The following is a 17,024-nucleotide window of genomic DNA, read 5'->3' as shown; positions in this document are numbered from 1 at the left end:
GTCCCCAGGTGCGATGCTCGTTCGTCTCTGAGTCATGCACTACGCACTCCTGATCTACGAGCGGCCCTCCAACTACGAGGGTCTCAGCGACGACGAGCGGTCGGCGATGACCGCCGAGTACATGGCGGTGGGCGAGGAAGCCGTCGGCTCAGCGCACCTGCAGCCGGTCTCGATGGCGACGACGGTGCGCGTGGCCGACGGTGACACGCTCGTCACCGACGGCCCGTTCGCGGACACCAAGGACGTCTTCGGCGGCTACTACGTGATCGAGGCCGACGACCTCGACGGCGCGATCGCGCTCGCCGCCCGGGTTCCGGCGGCGCGCATGGGCGGGTGCGTAGAGATCCGCCCGGTGCGGGGGTTCCTGCGCTGAACCTGCGCGAGGAGTGGGGCCGCGTGGTCGCGATCCTGGTCGGCATCCTCGGCGATTTCGATCTCGCCGAGGACGCCGCCCAGGAGGCGTTCGTGGCCGCGGCCGAGCACTGGCCGCGCTCGGGGGAGCCGGCGAATCGGACCGCGTGGCTGGTGACGGTGGCGAAGCGGCGGGCGATCGACCGGCTCCGGCGTGAGCGGGTGCTCGCGGCCAAGTTGCCCCTGTTGGTCGAGGAGTCTGTTGTGACGGAGGAGCCGAACATCCGCGACGAGCGCCTGGAGCTGATCTTCACCTGCTGCCATCCGGCGTTGAGCCGCGAGGCGCAGGTGGCATTGACGCTGCGGGCGCTGGGCCGGCTGAGCACCGAGGAGATCGCTGCGGCGTTCCTGGTGGCGCCGGAGACGATGAAGCGGCGCCTCTCGCGCGCGAAGGCGAAGATCCGCGGGGCCGGCATCCCGTTCGTCGTGCCGGCGGACGAGCTGCTGCCGGATCGGCTGGCCGCCGTGTTGGCGGTCGTGTACCTGATCTTCAACGCGGGCTACGACTCGCGTGGGGAACTGGCGAGCGAGGCGATCCGGTTGGGCCGTGTGCTGGCGGTGCTGATGCCCGATGAGCCGGAGGTCTTCGGCCTGCTGGCCCTGATGCTCTGCCACGACGCGCGGCGGGCGTCGCGGTTCGCGGGTGGTGAGCTGGTGCTGCTGTCCGATCAGGACCGTGGGTTGTGGCATCGCGGGCAGATCGCGGAGGGGCGTCTATTGCTCTCGCGCGCGCTGGCCTCGCGCGGCCCGTACGCGCTGCAGGCGGCGATCGCGTCGCTGCAGCTCGAGTCGCCGGTCGATTGGCCGCAGGTCGTTGCCTTGTACACGGAGCTGGCAGCGGTCACCCGCTCACCGGTCGTGTCGCTCAACCGTGCCGTCGCGATCGCGGAGGCGGGTGACGTCGCGGGCGCGTTGGCGATCTGCGACGCCCTCGACCTGGACGGCTACCGCTACCTGCACTCCACCCGCGCCGAGCTCCTCCGCCGGCTGGGCCGCGTGGAGGAAGCGCGCGAGGCGTACCGCCGCGCCCTGGAGCTGGGCGGCGCCTCCGACCCCGAACGACGCTTCCTCGAACGCCGGCTCGCCGAATGACGAGGGGGTGCCCGGTCTAGGTATCGCTCCGCGAGAGTTTCCCGGGGCACCCCCCTTGGCGAAGGCCGGGCCCAGCCCGGTCTCAGCCTTCTCCCAGGGTTCTCGCGGGGTGTGCTCAGGGTGCGGGCCGACGTTGGGAACGTGACGCGATCCGACCTCACGCACACGGCGGCCGCGGCTGCGCTGGAGCTGCTGCCCGACGGCGTGCTCGTCGTCTGCGACGGCGAGGTCGTCCTCGCCAACCGTGCCTTGCACCGCCTCACCGGCGAAGACCTCACCGGCCGGCCCGCGCCGGACTGGCTTCCGCCGGGTGGCACCGGCGAGGTGCAGGTGCACGGCCGGTCGCGGTTCGTCACGGTCTCGCCGTGTGACATCGGCGCCGCGCACGGGAGCGTGATCACGGTGCGTGACGCGAGCGCGCCGTCCGTGCTCGCCCACCGTGCATCGCATGACGGGCTGACCGGCCTGCTCAACCAGCGCGCGTTTCGCGAGCGGTTGGCTACGGAAGCTGCACGCTGCGCGCTCGAACGCCGGCCGCTGAGCCTCGTCGTGATCGATCTCGACCATTTCAAGGCCATCAACGACGTTCACGGTCACCCGACGGGCGACCGCGTCCTGGCCGAGGCGGCGGGGCGGATCGCGGGTGCGGCGCGAGCCGTGGACGCCGTCGGGCGGATCGGCGGCGAGGAGTTCGCGTGGCTGCTGCCCGACGACTCCGCGGAGCGCGCGCTGATCGCCGCCCAGCGGCTGCGCGCGGCGATCGACGCCACGCCGTTCGCCGGCGGCCTGCGGGTCACCGCGTCGATGGGGATCTGCGACCTGAGCACGGCGCGCAGCCCCGAGAACCTGCTCCGCCGCGCCGACGAGGCGCTGTACTGGTCGAAGGCCTTCGGCCGCGACGCCGCCCTGGTGTGGTCGGCGCGGACGGCCGGCCGGATCGCCCGCGGGCGGGTGGGTGGGCTGGACGCGCTCGCGGAGGTCGCGGAACCGCAGCACGGCGCGCGCGTGGCCGACCTGGCGGTCGCCTTGGCCGAAGCGCTCGGCTGGGACCCTTCGCGCCAAGCCCGCCTACACCAGGCCGCCCGCCTGCACGACGTGGGCAAAGCAGCGCTGCCGGACAAGCTCCTCTCGCGTCCAGGCCCGCTGTCCGGCCCGGAGCTCGAGCACGTCCGCCAGCACGCGGCCATCGGCGCCGGCCTCGCGGCGGGCGTCCTCGACCCCGAGCAGGCGTCGTGGGTGCGCCACCACCACGAACGCTGGGACGGCGCCGGCTACCCCGCCGCGCTGTCGGCGCAAGCGATCCCCGAAGGCGCCCAGCTCCTCGCCCTCGCCGACGCGTGGGACACGATGACCCACGGCCGCCCCTACCGCGCCGCACTCACCCCCGAGAACGCCCTCGCCGAGATCGACCACGTCGCCGGCACCCACCTGCGCCCCGACGCGGCCACCCTCACCCGCACCGCCCTCGCCTGGCTCGCCGGAACCTAAACCCCACCTAAGGGGCCAGACCCCTTAGGTGGGGTTTAAGTCGCGAACGGGTCGAGAACCGGCGTTGCACGGCGAAACGCGACCTAAAGGAAACCTAAGGGGTCTGTCCCTTTAGGTCCCAGGGTTCTCTCAGGGTGGTCCCAGCGGGCTCTTGGGGGGCGGACCGATGCTGAGGTCATGCCCGAGCTCGCCTCGCTTCTTGAGAATCCTGCCCCGCGGCGCGCGCTTGCGGCCGCGGCGGCGCCGGACGTCGAGATCGTCGTCCCCGTCTACAACGAGGCCGCCGGCCTCGAGCAGAGCGTTCGCCGCCTGCACCGGTTCCTGTCCGACGGCTTTCCGTTCAGCTGGCGGATCGTGATCGCCGACAACGCGTCGGTCGACGCGACGCCCGACATCGCCCGCCGGCTGGCGATCACGCTGCCGAGCGTGCGGCACCTGCGGCTCGAGCAGAAGGGCCGTGGCCGCGCGCTGCGCGCCGCCTGGTCGGCCAGCCCGGCGAAGGTCGTGACGTACATGGACGTCGACCTCTCGACGGACCTGCGCGGGCTGCTTCCGCTCGTCGCGCCGTTGATGTCCGGCCACTCGGACCTCGCCATCGGCACCCGCCTCGCCTACAGCTCGCGGGTCGTGCGCGGGCCGAAGCGCGAGCTCATCTCGCGCGCCTATAACCGCATCCTCCACATGGCCCTGCGGGCGAAGTTCACCGACGCGCAGTGCGGGTTCAAGGCCGTCCGCCGCGACGTGCTCGACGGGTTGATCGGCGACGTCGTCGACCAGGGCTGGTTCTTCGACACGGAGCTGCTGGTGCTCGCGCAGCGGCGCGGCCTGCGAATCCACGAGGTGCCGGTCGACTGGGTCGACGACCCCGACTCGCGCGTCGACATCGTCCACACCGCGCTGACCGATCTCAGGGGCGTCGCGCGCCTGCTGGGCGGCGGCCCGATCGCGAAGTTCATGGGGATCGGCGTCCTGTCGACGCTCGCCTACGCGGTGCTCTACCTCGTGCTGGCGCCGCTGCTCGGCTCGCTCGGCGCGAACGCCGCCGCGCTGGCGATCACGGCCGTGGGCAACACCGCCGCCAACCGCCGCTTCACGTTCGGTGTCACCGGACGCGACGACCTCGCGCGCCATCACGTTCGTGGCGCGCTGGTGTTCATCCTCACGCTGGCACTGACCAACGGTGCACTCGCCGTCCTGAGCGGGCTCGACCCGGATCCGTCGCGGACGCTGGAGCTCGCGGTGCTGGTCGCCGCATCGCTGACGGCCACGATCACCCGCTACGTCGCGATGCGCACGTGGGTGTTCTCGCGCGAACGCCGCTCGATCCGCCCTTCGCTGGACCTGGTCAGCCGCTGATGTCGACGCTCGCGCTCTCGCGCCCGGCCGTCTGGTCGCGCCCCAACTGGGTCAAGGTCTCCTTCGTCGCGGTGCTGGCGCTGGCCGCGGCGCTGTGCCTGTGGAACCTGACGATCAGCGGCTACTCGAACGAGTACTACGCGGCGGCCGCCCGCGCCGGCTCTGAGAGCTGGAAGGCCTGGTTCTTCGGCGCGATCGACCCCGGCAGCTTCATCACGGTCGACAAGCCGCCGCTCTCGCTGTGGCTGATGGGGCTTTCGGCACGGGTCTTCGGCTTCTCGTCCTTCTCGATCCTCTTGCCGCAGGCGCTGTGCACGATCGCGGCCGTCGCACTGCTGTTCGCGACCGTCCGCCGGGTGGCGGGAGACGCGGCGGGCCTGATCGCCGCGCTCGCCCTCGCGCTGACGCCGATCACGATCGCGATCGGGCGCGTCAACAACCCCGACGCGCTGCTCGTCCTGCTGTTGGTCGCGTCCGCGTGGTTCACGGTCCGAGCGCTCGAGTCCGGGCGCGGGAAGCACCTCGCGCTGGCCGGCGCCGTGGTCGGACTGGCCTTCATGACCAAGATGCTCCAGGGCTGGATGGTCGTGCCGGCGCTGGGCGCCGCCTACCTGTGGACGGGTAAGCCGGCGCTGCTCGTGCGCGTGCGGCAGCTCGCCGTCGCCTTCGCGGTGATGGTCGCCGTGAGCGCCGCGTGGCCGCTCGCGGTCACGCTCTGGCCCGGCTCGAAGCCCTACATCGGCGGCTCCACCGACGGCAGCCCGTGGAACCTGATCTTCGGCTACAACGGCTTCGGCCGGATCTTCGGCGAGGGCGGCGGGATGGGCGGCGGTGGTGGGCCGACGTTCGGCGGCTCCGCGGGCCTCTTGCGCATGTTCAACACCGAGGTGGGTGCGCAGATCGCGTGGCTGCTGCCGCTCGCGGGCGTCGCGCTGGTCTTCGGGCTCTGGACGACCCGCCGCGCCGCGCGGACGGACCTGCGCCACGCCGGCCTCGTGCTCTTCGGCGTCTGGGCGCTCGTCCACGTCCTGGTCTTCTCGACCCAGCAGGGCATCTTCCATCCGTACTACGTGAGCGCGCTCGCGCCGGCCGTGGCCGCGCTGGCGGGGATCGGCCTGGTCGCGCTCTGGGGCGCGGCGCGGGAGTCCTGGGCGGGAGTGGCGTTGCTGGCGGCGACGACCGCCGGAACGGCCTGGCTCGCCGTCGACCTGCTGTCCCGCACCACCGATTTCGCACCGTGGTTGCGCGTTGCGATCCCCGTCGCGGCGGCGATCGCGGTCCTCGGCACGGTTGCGCTGCGCCGCGGCGCGCCCCGGGCGGCGCTCGTGGCGGTGACGGTGAGCGGCGCGTTCGCGCTCTTCGCCGGCCCCGCGTCCTACGCGGTCGCCAACCTCGGTCACGGCCTCAACGGCAACAACGTCCTCGCGGGTCCGGCGAGCATGTCGCGCGGCGGGTTCGGCGGCGGCCCGGGCGGTGGTGGCGGCGGCTTCCGCGGCGGGACACCGCCGAGCGGGGCGCAGGGCGGGTTTGGCGGCGGCGCCCCGCCGAGCGGGGCGCAGAGCGGAACGCCTCCGACCGGCGGCTCGGCCCAGGCCGGCGGCCCGCCCGCGGGCGGCGGCTTCGGCGGCCGCGCGTCGGTCTCCTCCGACATGCTCGCCTACCTGGAGAAGAACCAGGGCGGCGCCAAGTACCTGCTCGCCGCCAGCGGCTCACAGACCACGGCGCCGATCATCATCAAGACCGGCAAGGCGGTCGTCACGATCGGCGGCTTCAGCGGCCAGGACAACTCGCCGACCGTCGCTCAGCTGCAGCAGATGATCGCCAAGGGGGAGCTGAAGTACGTGCTCGCCTCCGGCAACGGCGCGATCGACGCCTGGGTGCAGGCGCACGGCACCGCGGTGAGCGGATACACCGGGCTCTACAAGGTTTGACGAGCCTTTGCCGAGCCTTTGCCGCTCCTCGCGAACCTGCTCGACATGAACAAGATCAAGGTCCTCACCGTCTCCGCCGCGCTTACCGCGACGCTCCTGCTGCCCTCGCTGGCCGAGGCCCGCGCGTCCTGGTCCTAGTCCGCAATTGGACGAGCATGTAGCTTCCCGGTTGCATGCTCGACCAATTCGGCACGGCCGCATGATCACGCGGGGGTTTCATCGCCGGCGTGACACGACGCCCGGGGATCGGCTGCCGCCGGGCCAATACCTCGAACGGGGCTTTCCGGTCCTCTCCGCCGGCCCGACCCCGAAGACTCCGCTGAACGAGTGGACGTTCACCATCGCCGGCGCGGTCGACCAGGAGCGCAGCTGGACCTGGGAGGAATTCCAGGCGCTGCCCAAGGAGACACCCACCGTCGACATCCACTGCGTGACGACGTGGAGCAAGTTCGACACCGACTGGGAGGGCGTGTCCATCGACACGCTGCTGGACGGCGTCGAGCCGCTCGGCGGCTACGTCACCGCGTTCTCCGACGGCGGCTACACGACCAACCTGCCCGTTGAGGACATCACCGGCGGGCGCGCGTGGGTCGTCTACGGCTTCGACGGCGACGACCTCGAGCCCGAGCACGGCGGCCCCGCTCGCCTGCTCGTCCCGCACCTGTACTTCTGGAAGAGCGCGAAGTGGGTGCGCGGCCTGTTCTTCACGGAGGAGGACGACCCAGGCTTCTGGGAGACGCTGGGCTACCACGACCGCGGGGATCCCTGGCTTGAGCAGCGTTATCAAGGCGACTGACTGGCGGGTGGCGACCGTCACCGCCATCTCGCCTGAGACGCCGCGCGCGGCGACGCTGACGCTCGACGTCCCGGGCTGGAACGGCCACCGTCCCGGCCAGCACCTCGACATCCGCCTGGTCGCCGAGGACGGGTACGCCGCGCAGCGGCGCTACTCGATCGCGAGCGCGCCCGAGGACGGTGCACCGATGATCACCGTCGAGGAGGTCTTCGACGGGGAGGTCTCGCCGTGGTTCGTGGACGTCGCGCGCGAGGGCGACCAGTTCGAGGTACGCGGCCCGTTCGGCGGCTGGTTCGTGTGGGACGCGAGCGATCCGCAGCCGATCATGCTGATCGCGGGCGGCTCAGGCCTCGTGCCGCTGATGTCGATGTTGCGGCACCGCCACAACGTGGAGAGCCAGGTCCCGGCGAAGCTGCTCGTCTCCGCCCGCGAGGCCGACGACGTCCTCTACGCGCGAGAGCTCGGCAAGCTCGGCGTCGAGGTCGTGCTGACGTACACCCGGCGGGCGCCCGCCGGTTGGACGGGCTACCAGCGACGCGTGGACCGCGCGATGCTCCAGGAGGTCGCGCTGCTCGGCGGTCGCACCTACGTCTGCGGCCCGACGACGTTCGTGGAGACCGTCGCGAACCACCTCGTCGCCCTCGGCGAGGCGCCGGCGGACATCAGGACGGAGCGTTTCGGAGGGTGACCATGGAACATCTCGACGGCAACGCGGCTGCGGGCACCCTGTCCGAGGTCTTCTCACTCGATGTCACTGTCGCGACCGCGACCTGTGCCGGTTGCGGGATGACCGGCTCGGTCGCGCAGGCGATGGTCTACGAGTCCGCGATGGGCACGGTGCTGCGCTGCCCCGCGTGCGACACCGTGTTGCTGCGCGTCGCGCACGGTGGGGGAGAGATGCACGTGGAGATGCGCGGCGTGCGCCTGCTCCGCTGGGCCGCCTCCTAGGCGAAGCGCCGGTCGATCACGCGGCGGGCGTTGCCTTCGAGGATGGCATCGGCGTCGGCGGGGTAGCGCGCGCGGAGCGCGTCGGCGAGCGGCTTGAGGTCCGCGGCGGTCTCGACGCCGCCCAGCGTCGGCTTGATGAAGCCGTCGAGGTCGGAGCCGAGCGCGACGTGCTGCGGGCCGATGGCATCGATGTGGCGAGCGAGGATCTCGACCGACTCGGCCAGCGTGTCCGTGTCCGAACGTCGCAGGCCGTCGTTGATCTGGTGCTGGGCGAAGATCAGCCCGACCACGCCGCCGCGCGCGGCGATCTTGACGATCGTCTGGTCGGAGACGTTGTACGTCTGGCCGCCGAAGCGATACCCCGAGTGCGAGGCGATGACCGGGTACTCGAGCGGGTCCCGCCCGCTCTGCCGGTCGAGCGCCTCGATCAGCTTGAAGGTCTCGGCGATCGCGTCCTCGCGCATGTGGCTGATGTCCACGAGCACCTTGCGTTCGTACATCGCCCGCACGGCCGCCTCGCCGAGCGGGGAGAGCGCGGCGTTCTTGTCCTGCGGGAACACGAAGTTGTAGACCGCGTCCGGGAGGAAGGGGAGGGCGGGTGAGTTGGTGGCGACCTTGCGCCAGAAGAGATGGGCGAGGGTGATGTAGAGCACGCCGCGGTCCGCCAGCTCGTGGACGTGTTGTGTGACCTCCTCGGGCGTGGCGCCGAGGTGGAAGCCTCCCTCGACGCAGTGCACGAAGCGCATCTGCGGCTTGTCGAGGTCCTCGCGCGTGCGCACGATCACGTCGCCGTGCCGCGCGACCTCCTGCTCGGTCGCCTCCAGCAACTCGAGCAGCTTGCCGTAGTACGCGCTCTCCGGCGGCGCGGCGTACGGCTCGTCGAGGTCGATCTCGCTGAACGGGCGATAGAGCACGCTGCAGACGATGCTCACGTCCCCCTGCTCGAGCAGCTGCGGCGTGACCCGCCAGGTCCCGTCCCACTCGCGGAAGTTCAACAGCCGCGCGGCGATCGCGAGCACCGCCGCGCGGAGCTTGCCGTCCTCCCGGCCCCGCACCCGCGTCATGCCTCTGATGACGTCACGTGGGGCCTCCACCCCTCCCAGCAGTCGCATCGGGAAGTGGATATGGAGGTCGATCATGGCTACATCGTCTTCGCTCCGGTCACCGGGAGCAAGACCGCGTACAGCGAAGTCGTCGCCGCGATGTAGAGCCGGTTGCGCTTGGGCCAGCCCCAGGCCACGTTCGCGACGATCTCCGGCACGAGCACCTTGCCGATCAGCGTGCCGTCCGGGTGGTAGCAGTGCACGCCGTCGCCGGCACTCGTCCAGATGCGGCCGGCCTCGTCCAGGCGGAACCCGTCGAACCCGCCGTTCGTGCACTTGGCGAACTCGCGGCCGTTGGACGGCGTGCCGTCATCGTCGACGTCATAGACGCGCATGTTGCGCGGCGCGCCGGTGTCGGAGACATACAGCAGGCGCTCGTCGAGGCTGAACGCGAGGCCGTTCGGGCGGTCCATCTCGTCGATGACCTTGGTCAGCGCGCCGTCGATCGGATCGATGCGGAAGACGAAGCACCCGCTCTGCTCCATCTCGCCCTTATGGCCCTCGTAGTCACTCTCGATGCCATACGCCGGATCGGTGAAGTAGACCGCGCCGTCGGAGGCGACGATGACATCGTTGGGGCTGTTGAGGCGCTTGCCCTGGTACTCGTCGGCGAGCACCGTGATCGCGCCGTCGTGCTCGGTGCGGGTGACGCGGCGGTTGCCGTGCTCACAGCTGACCAGGCGGCCCTGACCGTCGACTGTGTGGCCGTTCGTATAGCCGGCCGGGGAGCGGAAGACGCCGACGTTGCCGGTCGTCTCGTCGTAGCGGAGCATGCGGTCGTTCGGGATGTCGGACCACACGAGCGCCCGCTGGGCGGGGAAGTAGGCGGGACCCTCCGCCCACCGGCAGCCCTCGTAGAGGTGCTCGAGCTTCGCCGTCGACTTGACGAGCGTGGCGAAGCGGCCGTCGAGGATCTCGAACGTGCTCATGTCCTCAGCAGCGGGAAGATGTCGGTCGCGAATTCGTCGATGTAGCGCTTCTGCTCATCGCCCGGAAAGTGGAACACCAGCTCGCTGAAGCCGAGGTCGATATAGGGCTGGATCTTGTCCGCGACCTCCTGCGGGTCGCCCGAGACGATGAAGCGGGTGTGGGCGCGGTCGACCGCGGCGTCCGCGAGGCGCTCCATCTCCACCGGATCCTCGACGCCTTCCTTCTCCTCCGGCGTGAGCGCCAGCGCGGCCCACCAGTGCGTGGCCTTCTCGGCCTTCTCCGGGTCGCGGTCGTAGGAGACCTTGACCTCGATCATGCGCTTGATCTGGTCGTAGTCGCGGCCCGCTTTCTCGGCGCCCTCCTTGACGTTGGCCAGGAGGTCGACGTAGAGCTGCGGGTCCTTGCCGCTCGTGCAGATGAAGCCGTCTCCGACGCGGCCGGCGAGCTTGGCCGCCAGCGGGCCGGAGGCCGCGACGTAGATCGGGACCGGTGTGTCCGGCCGGTCGTAGATCGTGGCGCGGCGCAGCTTGTAGTACTCGCCTTCGAAGTCGACGCGCTCGTGCTCCCAGAGCAGCTTCATGACCTTGATCGCCTCGGCCATCTTCAACCGCCGCTCCTTGCGGCCGGGGAACTCGCCGCCGGTGATCGGTGTCTCGTTCATGGCCTCGCCGGTGCCGACGCCCAGGAAGATCCGGCCGGGGGCGAGGCAGCCGAGCGTGGCGAACGCCTGCGCGACGATCGCCGGGTGGTAGCGCATGGTGGGCGTGAGGACGCTCGTGCCGAGGACGATGCTCGAGGTCGTCGCCGCCGCGGCGCCGAGCCACGGCAGGACGCCGGGGGCGTGGCCGCCGTTGTGGCGCCACGGCTGGAGGTGGTCGGAGACGCCGGAGACCTCGAAGCCGCGCTGCTCCGCGTGCTGTACGAGCTCGAGCAATTCAACCGGGCCGAACTGCTCGTTGGACGCCTTGTAGCCGAGGGTGAGGGTCACACCAGCACCTTATGCCTTGGCCTTGTCAGACCGCGCTGTCCCGGCGGGAGTGGACGGTTGTGCCAAGAGGACACTGCGCGCCTCAAGGTTTACGATACGGTGTCGTAAATATGGGTGTGCCGACCGAACCGACACTGCGAGGCCGTCCGCGCGACCCACGTCGCGCCGAGGCGATCCTGCGGGCGGCAATCACGCTGGTGGCGGAGGTCGGCTATGACCGCATGACGGTCGACGCGCTCGCGGCCAGAGCCGGCGTGAGCAAGCCGACGATCTACCGCCGCTGGCCGCGTGGCAAGAAGGACATCATCGTCGATGCGATCCGGTCCAAGCACGCCGCCATCGACTCCTTGCCGGACGCCGGCAGCTTGCGTGGTGACCTGCTCGCGATGCTCGGGGCGATGGTCACCCACGTCCACGAGGACGCCCACCTGGCGGGCGGGCTGATCAGCCAGCTGCGCGACAGCGAGGAGCTCGCCACGCTGATGCGTGAAGAGATCGTCGTGCACGAACGACGACGCTATGACGGGCTGATCGCGCGCGCCGTGGCGCGTGGTGAGCTCTCCGCCGACGCGCGCATCACGCCGCTGCTCTCCGACGTCGCCGGCTCGCTGGTGTTCTCCCGCGCGGTCATCACGGGCGAGCCGCTCGACCAAGCATTCCTGGAGGAGCTCGTCGACCACGTGCTGCTCCCGATTCTCCAACCCCTCCCCAAGGAAACCTGATCCATGTCGTCTGTAACCGGATCCAACGGGTCCGCGCAAGCCAGTGAGGGTCTCGATCGCCGGCTCCTGATGGTCGCCAGCGTGGTCGTGCTCGGCGTGATCATGTCGATCCTCGACACGACCGTCGTCAACGTCGCGATCAACACGCTCGCTCGTGACTTCGACACCGAGCTCTCGACGATCCAGTGGATCGTCACCGGCTACACGCTGGCGCTGGCCACGGTCATCCCCGTCACCGGTTGGGCGGCGGATCGCTTCGGGACCAAGCGCCTCTACATGATCTCGATCGGCCTCTTCCTCGCCGGTTCTGCCCTGTCGGGCGCCGCCTGGTCGGCTGAATCGCTGATCTTCTTCCGCGTGCTCCAGGGGCTTGGCGGCGGCATGCTGATGCCGGCCGGCATGACCATCCTCACGCGCGCCGCCGGCCCGAGCCGCGTCGGTCGCGTCATGGCGATCATCGGCGTGCCGATGATGCTCGGCCCGATCCTGGGCCCGATCCTCGGCGGCTGGCTGGTCGACGACTTCTCCTGGCGCTGGATCTTCTTCATCAACGTCCCGATCGGCATCGCGGCCCTGATCGCCTCGTCGCGCATCCTGCCGAAGGACTCGCCCCAGTCCGCCGAGCGCTTCGACCTGCTCGGGCTGGCCCTGCTGTCTCCGGGCCTGGCACTGATGATCTTCGGGCTGGCGAAGTCGGCCTCCTCGGGTGGGTTCGGAGCGCCCGAGGTCTGGGCTCCCGCCCTGATCGGCGCGGCGCTGATCGTCGCGTTCGTCCTGCACGCACTGCGCACACCGCACGCGCTGATCGACCTCGACCTGTTCAAGAACCGCACCTTCGCGGTGGCCTCCGGCACGCTGATCCTGATGATCATCAGCGTCTTCGGTGCGATGCTCCTGCTGCCGCTGTACCTGCAGGCCGTCCGCGGCGAGACGGCGTTCGCCTCCGGGCTGCTGCTCGCCCCGCAGGGCATCGGCGCGATGATCGCGATGCCGATCGCCGGCCAGTTGACCGACAAGACCGGCGTCGGCAAGCTCGTGATCCCGGGCCTGGCCGTGCTGCTGGCCTCGACGCTGGGCCTGACGCAGCTGACGGGCGACACGTCCTACGTGACCCTCAGCGCGGTCCTGTTCGTCATGGGCATCGGCATGGGCTTCTCGATGATGCCGCTGATGTCGGGCGCGATGCAGACCCTGCGCCACGCCCAGGTCGCCCGCGCGAGCACCTCGCTGAACATCATCCAGCAGGTCGGCGCCTCGATCGGCACCGCGGTCATGTCCGTGATCCTCACGGTCGCGCTGCAGGACCGGCTGCCCGGCGGTGGCGGGGCCGGCAATGGCCTCGGCGCCACGGGGGCGGACCTGCCGCTGGCGGTGCGCAACGTGATGGCGAGCGCGTTCACCCACACCTACTGGTGGGCGGCGGCGCTGATCGTCCCCGCCCTGCTCGTCGCGTTCCTGCTCCCGCGCGTGAAGCCGGAGCCGGTCGTGGAGGAGCCGGGCACCGAGGGCGGGCAGGCCCCCGTCCTCATGCACGTGTAGCGCGTCACCGGTGGGCGAGGCCGCGGCGTGGTGCCGCGGCCTCGTGCACCGATCTACAGAGAGGCGTAGAGCGCCGTCTCGAAGTCCGCGTACACCTGGAAGACCGGTGGTTCGACGAACGGGAGCGTCTGCGAGAAGATCGCTCCCGTCACGCCGGTCTTGCGGTCCACCCAGAAGTGGGTGTTGAACAGGCCCGCCCATGCGCCACTGCCGGCGGCGCGCATCCCGGGCACGTCCGCGGTGTTCAGCAGCAGCCCGAGACCGAACTTGTAGCCCGGGCCCGCAAGGAAGTCGGCGCTCGAGCCGGGATCGGCCGTCCTGATCGTGCTCGGGAAGTCGAGCTCGCCGATCTGGTTGCTGAACGCCGCGTCGACCGTCCCGGGCTTGAGGATCCGCACGCCGTCCAGCGTCCCGCCGCCGAGCAGCATCCGCTGGAAGCGCAGGTAGTCCCGCGGGGTCGCGTAGAGCCCGTGCCCACCGGCCCAGTAGTCCGGCGAGCGCGCCCAGTCGATCTCCGTCGCCGCCCAGTCGCCGTCCTCGCCCCGCAGGTGGATCGGCACCAGGTCCGATCGCTGCTCGTCGCCGATCGCGAAGGCCGTGTGCTCCATCCCCAGCGGCCCCAGGATGTGCTCGGCGACATAGGCGTCCAGCGTCGTGCCGCTCGCCGCCTCGACCACCCGGCCGAGCCAGTCCGTGTTGATCCCGTACTCGTAGATCTCGCCGGGATCGCCGACCAGCGGCGCGGTGAAGATCACCTCGTCGCCGGAGAGGACGTTCGGCGTGCCGGTGACCTCCTCCCAGCGCACGATGTCCTGGTTCCAGAACCAGTACGCCAGGCCGGCCGTGTGGCTGGCGAGCTGGCGCACGGTCGCCTTGCTCTTCGGCGCGCGCAGCTTCGGCGTATCGCCGTCGAAGCCCTCCAGCACCTGCAGGTCGGCGAACTCCGGGCGGTAGGTCTGCACCGGCGCGTCGAGGTCCAGCTTGCCCTGCTCGACGAGCTGCAGCGCGGCCGTGGTGGCGACCATCTTCGTCATCGAGGCGATGCGGAACGTCGTGTCGGCCGTGACGGTGTCGGACCCACCCGCCACGCGCGGACCGGCGGCGCCCTCGTAGATCGGGCCGTCCGCATCCGCCGCCATCGCGACGACGTTCGGCACCACCCCCGACTCCACGGCGTCGTGCAACACCTGGTCGATGCGGGTTCCCGTGATCGTGCTCATGGGCGGGTCTCCTCCCCGTCGCTGGGACTGCCTGCCATGGAGTGTGCCGCGTCCGCGTTACCGGCGCGCAACCCGGCGCTTGAGCGACGGAACCAAGGCCGCGGACAGCGCGATGCCCGCGATCGCTCCGGCCGCCACGGCGCGGCGCGAGACCGCGGGGTTCTGGTGGAGTTGTCGGAGGCCGACGACGGCGACCGGCGCCAGGAGTGTGCCCGGTCCGCATTCCGTCCGCATGATAGGCGAACATGTGTTCGTGTCAACTGATGAGGCGAACATTCTTCATGCGGACCTCGACTCGTTCTTCGCGTCGGTCGAGCAGCGGGACGATCCGCGGCTCTTGGGGCGCCCGGTGATCGTCGGGGCGGGGGTGGTGCTGGCCGCTTCGTACGAGGCGAAGGCGTTCGGCGTGAAGACGGCGATGCCCGGTGGGCGGGCGCGGGAGCTGTGTCCGCACGCGGTGGTGGTGCCGCCGCGGTTCGAGGCGTATTCGGCGGCGTCGAAGGCGGTGTTCGCCGTGTTCGAGGACACCGCGCCGGTGGTGGAAGGGCTGTCGATCGACGAGGCGTTCATCGACGTGCGGGGAATGCGGCGGATCGCGGGGGCGCCGGTCGAGATCGCGGCGCGGCTGCGGGCGCGGGTGGCGTCGGAGGTGGGGCTGCCGATCACGGTCGGCGTGGCGCGGACGAAGTTCCTGGCCAAGGTCGCGTCGGGGGTGGCGAAGCCTGACGGGTTGCTGCTCGTCGAGCCGGCGCGGGAGCTCGAGTTCCTGCACCCGCTTCCGGTCGAGAAGCTGTGGGGGGTGGGGGTCAAGACCGCGGACAAGCTGCACGCGCGCGGGATCACGACGGTGGGGGAGGTCGCGGCGGTCTCCGAGCTCGCGCTGGTGGGGATGCTCGGCAGGGCGTCCGGCCGGCATCTGCACGCCTTGGCGAACAATCGTGACCCGCGGCGGGTGGAGGTGGGGCGGAGGCGACGATCGATCGGCGGGCAGCGGGCGATCGGGAGGCGAGGGCAACCGAAAGCGCCGGAGTTCCTCGACGAGGTGCTCGTGGGGTTGATCGACCGGATCACGCGGCGCCTGCGCGCGGCCCGGCGGGTGGCGCGGACGGTGATCCTGCGCTTGCGCTTCGACGACTTCTCGCGCGTCACACGCTCGCTGACGATCGCGCAGGCGTCGGCGGAGTCGCGCGTGCTGCTCGGTGCGGCGCGGGAGTTGCTGGAGTCGGCGTTGCCGACCATTCGCGCGCGCGGGTGCACACTCGTCGGCCTGTCGCTGACGAATCTGGAAGACGTCGATGCGGTGCAGCTCGCGTTCGAGGTCGACAAGGTGCGGACCCTCGCGCTCGACAGCGCCGTCGACGAGGTGCGCGAGAAGTTCGGCTCGAGCGTGCTCACGCGGGGCGTGTTGCTCGGTCGCGATTCCGGCATCGAGATGCCGCTCTTGGACAACGATTGATTGCGGACCGTTCCTGACCGCAATTGCCCGTAGCTTGCCATTCATGACCCCCCGAGAGACATATCCGCCGAGTGTCAGCTGCTTCATCGACACCGAGCGAAGTGACGTTGACGCCGCGATGGCGTTCTATGGCGGGCTGTTCGGCTGGTCGTACAAGCAGGTGACGCCCGAGGGCGCACCCCGCTTCGCTTTGGCGCAGGTCGACGGGCTCGATGTCGCCGGTATCGGGGACGCGGCGAGCGATGACGCGCCGCCCGCGTGGAACACCTACATCGCCGTCGAGAGCGCGGACGCCGTGGCAGAGAAGGTCGAACGTGCGGGCGGGACGACGCTCGTCGCCCCGTTCGACTTCAGCGCAGCGGGTCGGATGGGGGTGTTCGCCGATCCGGCAGGCGCAGCATTCCGGGTCTGGCAGGCGGGTGAGGCGTCCGGCGCGGAGCTGGTCAACGCGCCCGGCGCCTGGAACTGGAGTGACCTCGAAACCCGCGACATCGACGCCGCCAAGACCTTCTACTCCGCGGTGTTCGGCTGGGAGTACCAGGACGTCGACTTCGGCGCAGGCCCGTCCGTGATGATCCGCGTCCCCGGCTACGGCGATCACCTCGAGTCGATCGCTCCGGGCACGCTCGCCTCCCACAAGGAGCTCGGAGCGCCCGACGGTTTCTCGGACGCCATCGGCTGGATGCAACCGCCGGCGAGTGACGAGAGCGCGCCGCGCTGGGCCGTCACCTTCTCCGTGGCCGACACCGATGAGACCGCCGCACGCACACCTGCCCTCGGCGGCACCGTGCTGGTCGAGCCGTTCGACGTCCCGTACGTCCGCATGGCCGTGATCCGCGACCCCGACGGGGCGACGTTCACGATCGGCACGTTCAAGCCGCCCGCGTAGTCGCGGCGGGCGGGCCGCGCGCGGTGGGTGGGGAGCCGTGCGCGGGTCGGCGGGCCGTGTGGGCGCGGCGATGCACGCGGGTGGGGCGGCGTCGCGCGGGCGCGGCGATGCACGCGGGTGGGGCGGCGTCGCGCGGGCGCGGCGATGCGCGCGGG

Annotated in this window: 16 protein-coding genes; 12 read left to right on the top strand and 4 right to left on the bottom strand. The window is 70.8% G+C overall.

The window, feature by feature from the left end; translation table 11 throughout:
- Window positions 1-34: 34 nt before the first annotated feature.
- From OM076_RS40680 to OM076_RS40645, 8 genes are all read left to right on the top strand, one after another.
- Window positions 35-373, top strand: a complete 339-nt coding sequence (locus tag OM076_RS40680; protein ID WP_270045933.1) for a YciI family protein — start codon at window positions 35-37, stop codon at window positions 371-373.
- Window positions 334-1,503 (top strand): RNA polymerase sigma factor, encoded by a 1,170-nt coding sequence (locus OM076_RS40675; RefSeq protein ID WP_270045932.1) that lies wholly within the window; start codon window positions 334-336, stop codon window positions 1,501-1,503. The genes OM076_RS40680 and OM076_RS40675 overlap by 40 nt, the downstream gene beginning before the upstream one ends.
- A 141-nt stretch (window positions 1,504-1,644) precedes the next feature.
- Window positions 1,645-2,991, top strand: a complete 1,347-nt coding sequence (locus tag OM076_RS40670) for a diguanylate cyclase (RefSeq protein WP_270045931.1) — start codon at window positions 1,645-1,647, stop codon at window positions 2,989-2,991.
- 177 nt (window positions 2,992-3,168) lie between these two features.
- A complete protein-coding gene (locus tag OM076_RS40665; RefSeq protein ID WP_270045930.1) occupies window positions 3,169-4,347 on the top strand; it encodes a bifunctional glycosyltransferase family 2/GtrA family protein in 1,179 nt (392 codons plus the stop codon).
- On the top strand, window positions 4,347-6,278 hold the full coding sequence (locus OM076_RS40660) for a glycosyltransferase family 39 protein (RefSeq protein WP_270045929.1): 1,932 nt from the start codon (window positions 4,347-4,349) through the stop codon (window positions 6,276-6,278). Before OM076_RS40665 ends, OM076_RS40660 begins: the two co-directional genes overlap by 1 nt.
- 199 nt (window positions 6,279-6,477) lie before the next feature.
- On the top strand, window positions 6,478-7,074 hold the full coding sequence (locus OM076_RS40655; protein ID WP_270045928.1) for a sulfite oxidase-like oxidoreductase: 597 nt from the start codon (window positions 6,478-6,480) through the stop codon (window positions 7,072-7,074).
- Window positions 7,049-7,762, top strand: coding sequence for a ferredoxin reductase (locus OM076_RS40650; RefSeq protein WP_270045927.1), 714 nt, complete (start codon window positions 7,049-7,051; stop codon window positions 7,760-7,762). Before OM076_RS40655 ends, OM076_RS40650 begins: the two co-directional genes overlap by 26 nt.
- A 2-nt stretch (window positions 7,763-7,764) precedes the next feature.
- Window positions 7,765-8,022 (top strand): DUF6510 family protein, encoded by a 258-nt coding sequence (locus OM076_RS40645; protein WP_270045926.1) that lies wholly within the window; start codon window positions 7,765-7,767, stop codon window positions 8,020-8,022.
- On the opposite strand, the gene OM076_RS40640 is transcribed toward OM076_RS40645, so the two are convergent.
- Genes OM076_RS40640 through fgd form a run of 3 tightly spaced genes read right to left on the bottom strand, consistent with a single transcriptional unit; the run spans window position 8,019 to window position 11,043 of the window.
- A complete protein-coding gene (locus tag OM076_RS40640) occupies window positions 8,019-9,161 on the bottom strand; it encodes a dipeptidase (protein ID WP_270045925.1) in 1,143 nt (380 codons plus the stop codon). The genes OM076_RS40645 and OM076_RS40640 overlap by 4 nt on opposite strands.
- Window positions 9,162-9,163: 2 nt before the next feature.
- Window positions 9,164-10,054 (bottom strand): SMP-30/gluconolactonase/LRE family protein, encoded by an 891-nt coding sequence (locus tag OM076_RS40635; protein ID WP_270045924.1) that lies wholly within the window; start codon window positions 10,052-10,054, stop codon window positions 9,164-9,166.
- Window positions 10,051-11,043: a glucose-6-phosphate dehydrogenase (coenzyme-F420) gene (fgd, locus tag OM076_RS40630; protein WP_270045923.1), complete on the bottom strand. Its 993-nt coding sequence runs from the start codon at window positions 11,041-11,043 to the stop codon at window positions 10,051-10,053. The genes OM076_RS40635 and fgd overlap by 4 nt, the downstream gene beginning before the upstream one ends.
- Before the next feature lie 110 nt (window positions 11,044-11,153).
- Here fgd and OM076_RS40625 point away from each other — a divergent pair, with 110 nt between their 5' ends.
- Together OM076_RS40625 and OM076_RS40620 are read left to right on the top strand one after the other, a co-directional pair.
- Entirely contained in the window at window positions 11,154-11,765 is a 612-nt protein-coding gene (locus OM076_RS40625; RefSeq protein ID WP_270045922.1) for a TetR/AcrR family transcriptional regulator, read from the top strand.
- Between the two features lie 3 nt (window positions 11,766-11,768).
- A complete protein-coding gene (locus OM076_RS40620; protein WP_270045921.1) occupies window positions 11,769-13,304 on the top strand; it encodes a DHA2 family efflux MFS transporter permease subunit in 1,536 nt (511 codons plus the stop codon).
- Window positions 13,305-13,357: 53 nt separating this feature from the next.
- Here OM076_RS40620 and OM076_RS40615 read toward each other — a convergent pair whose 3' ends face one another.
- On the bottom strand, window positions 13,358-14,524 hold the full coding sequence (locus tag OM076_RS40615; RefSeq protein ID WP_270045920.1) for a serine hydrolase domain-containing protein: 1,167 nt from the start codon (window positions 14,522-14,524) through the stop codon (window positions 13,358-13,360).
- Between the two features lie 247 nt (window positions 14,525-14,771).
- Here OM076_RS40615 and dinB point away from each other — a divergent pair, with 247 nt between their 5' ends.
- Together dinB and OM076_RS40605 are read left to right on the top strand one after the other, a co-directional pair.
- Entirely contained in the window at window positions 14,772-15,980 is a 1,209-nt protein-coding gene (dinB, locus tag OM076_RS40610; RefSeq protein WP_372518136.1) for a DNA polymerase IV, read from the top strand.
- Between the two features lie 43 nt (window positions 15,981-16,023).
- Window positions 16,024-16,869 (top strand): VOC family protein, encoded by an 846-nt coding sequence (locus tag OM076_RS40605; RefSeq protein WP_270045918.1) that lies wholly within the window; start codon window positions 16,024-16,026, stop codon window positions 16,867-16,869.
- Window positions 16,870-17,024 lie beyond the last annotated feature (155 nt).

This window comes from Solirubrobacter ginsenosidimutans (assembly GCF_027587205.1).
Note: the sequence above shows the minus strand (reverse complement) of the source record. Positions and strands in the feature narration are given on the sequence as shown.

Bases quoted from the DNA above. Each gene is read 5' to 3' on its own strand.
- OM076_RS40680 (WP_270045933.1), top strand. From the start codon at position 35: ATGCACTACGCACTCCTGATCTACGAGCGGCCCTCCAACTACGAGGGT.
- OM076_RS40665 (WP_270045930.1), top strand. From the start codon at position 3,169: ATGCCCGAGCTCGCCTCGCTTCTTGAGAATCCTGCCCCGCGGCGCGCG.
- OM076_RS40660 (WP_270045929.1), top strand. From the start codon at position 4,347: ATGTCGACGCTCGCGCTCTCGCGCCCGGCCGTCTGGTCGCGCCCCAAC.
- OM076_RS40655 (WP_270045928.1), top strand. From the start codon at position 6,478: ATGATCACGCGGGGGTTTCATCGCCGGCGTGACACGACGCCCGGGGAT.
- OM076_RS40645 (WP_270045926.1), top strand. From the start codon at position 7,765: ATGGAACATCTCGACGGCAACGCGGCTGCGGGCACCCTGTCCGAGGTC.
- OM076_RS40640 (WP_270045925.1), bottom strand. From the start codon at position 9,161: ATGATCGACCTCCATATCCACTTCCCGATGCGACTGCTGGGAGGGGTG.
- OM076_RS40635 (WP_270045924.1), bottom strand. From the start codon at position 10,054: ATGAGCACGTTCGAGATCCTCGACGGCCGCTTCGCCACGCTCGTCAAG.
- OM076_RS40625 (WP_270045922.1), top strand. From the start codon at position 11,154: ATGGGTGTGCCGACCGAACCGACACTGCGAGGCCGTCCGCGCGACCCA.
- OM076_RS40620 (WP_270045921.1), top strand. From the start codon at position 11,769: ATGTCGTCTGTAACCGGATCCAACGGGTCCGCGCAAGCCAGTGAGGGT.
- OM076_RS40615 (WP_270045920.1), bottom strand. From the start codon at position 14,524: ATGAGCACGATCACGGGAACCCGCATCGACCAGGTGTTGCACGACGCC.
- OM076_RS40605 (WP_270045918.1), top strand. From the start codon at position 16,024: ATGACCCCCCGAGAGACATATCCGCCGAGTGTCAGCTGCTTCATCGAC.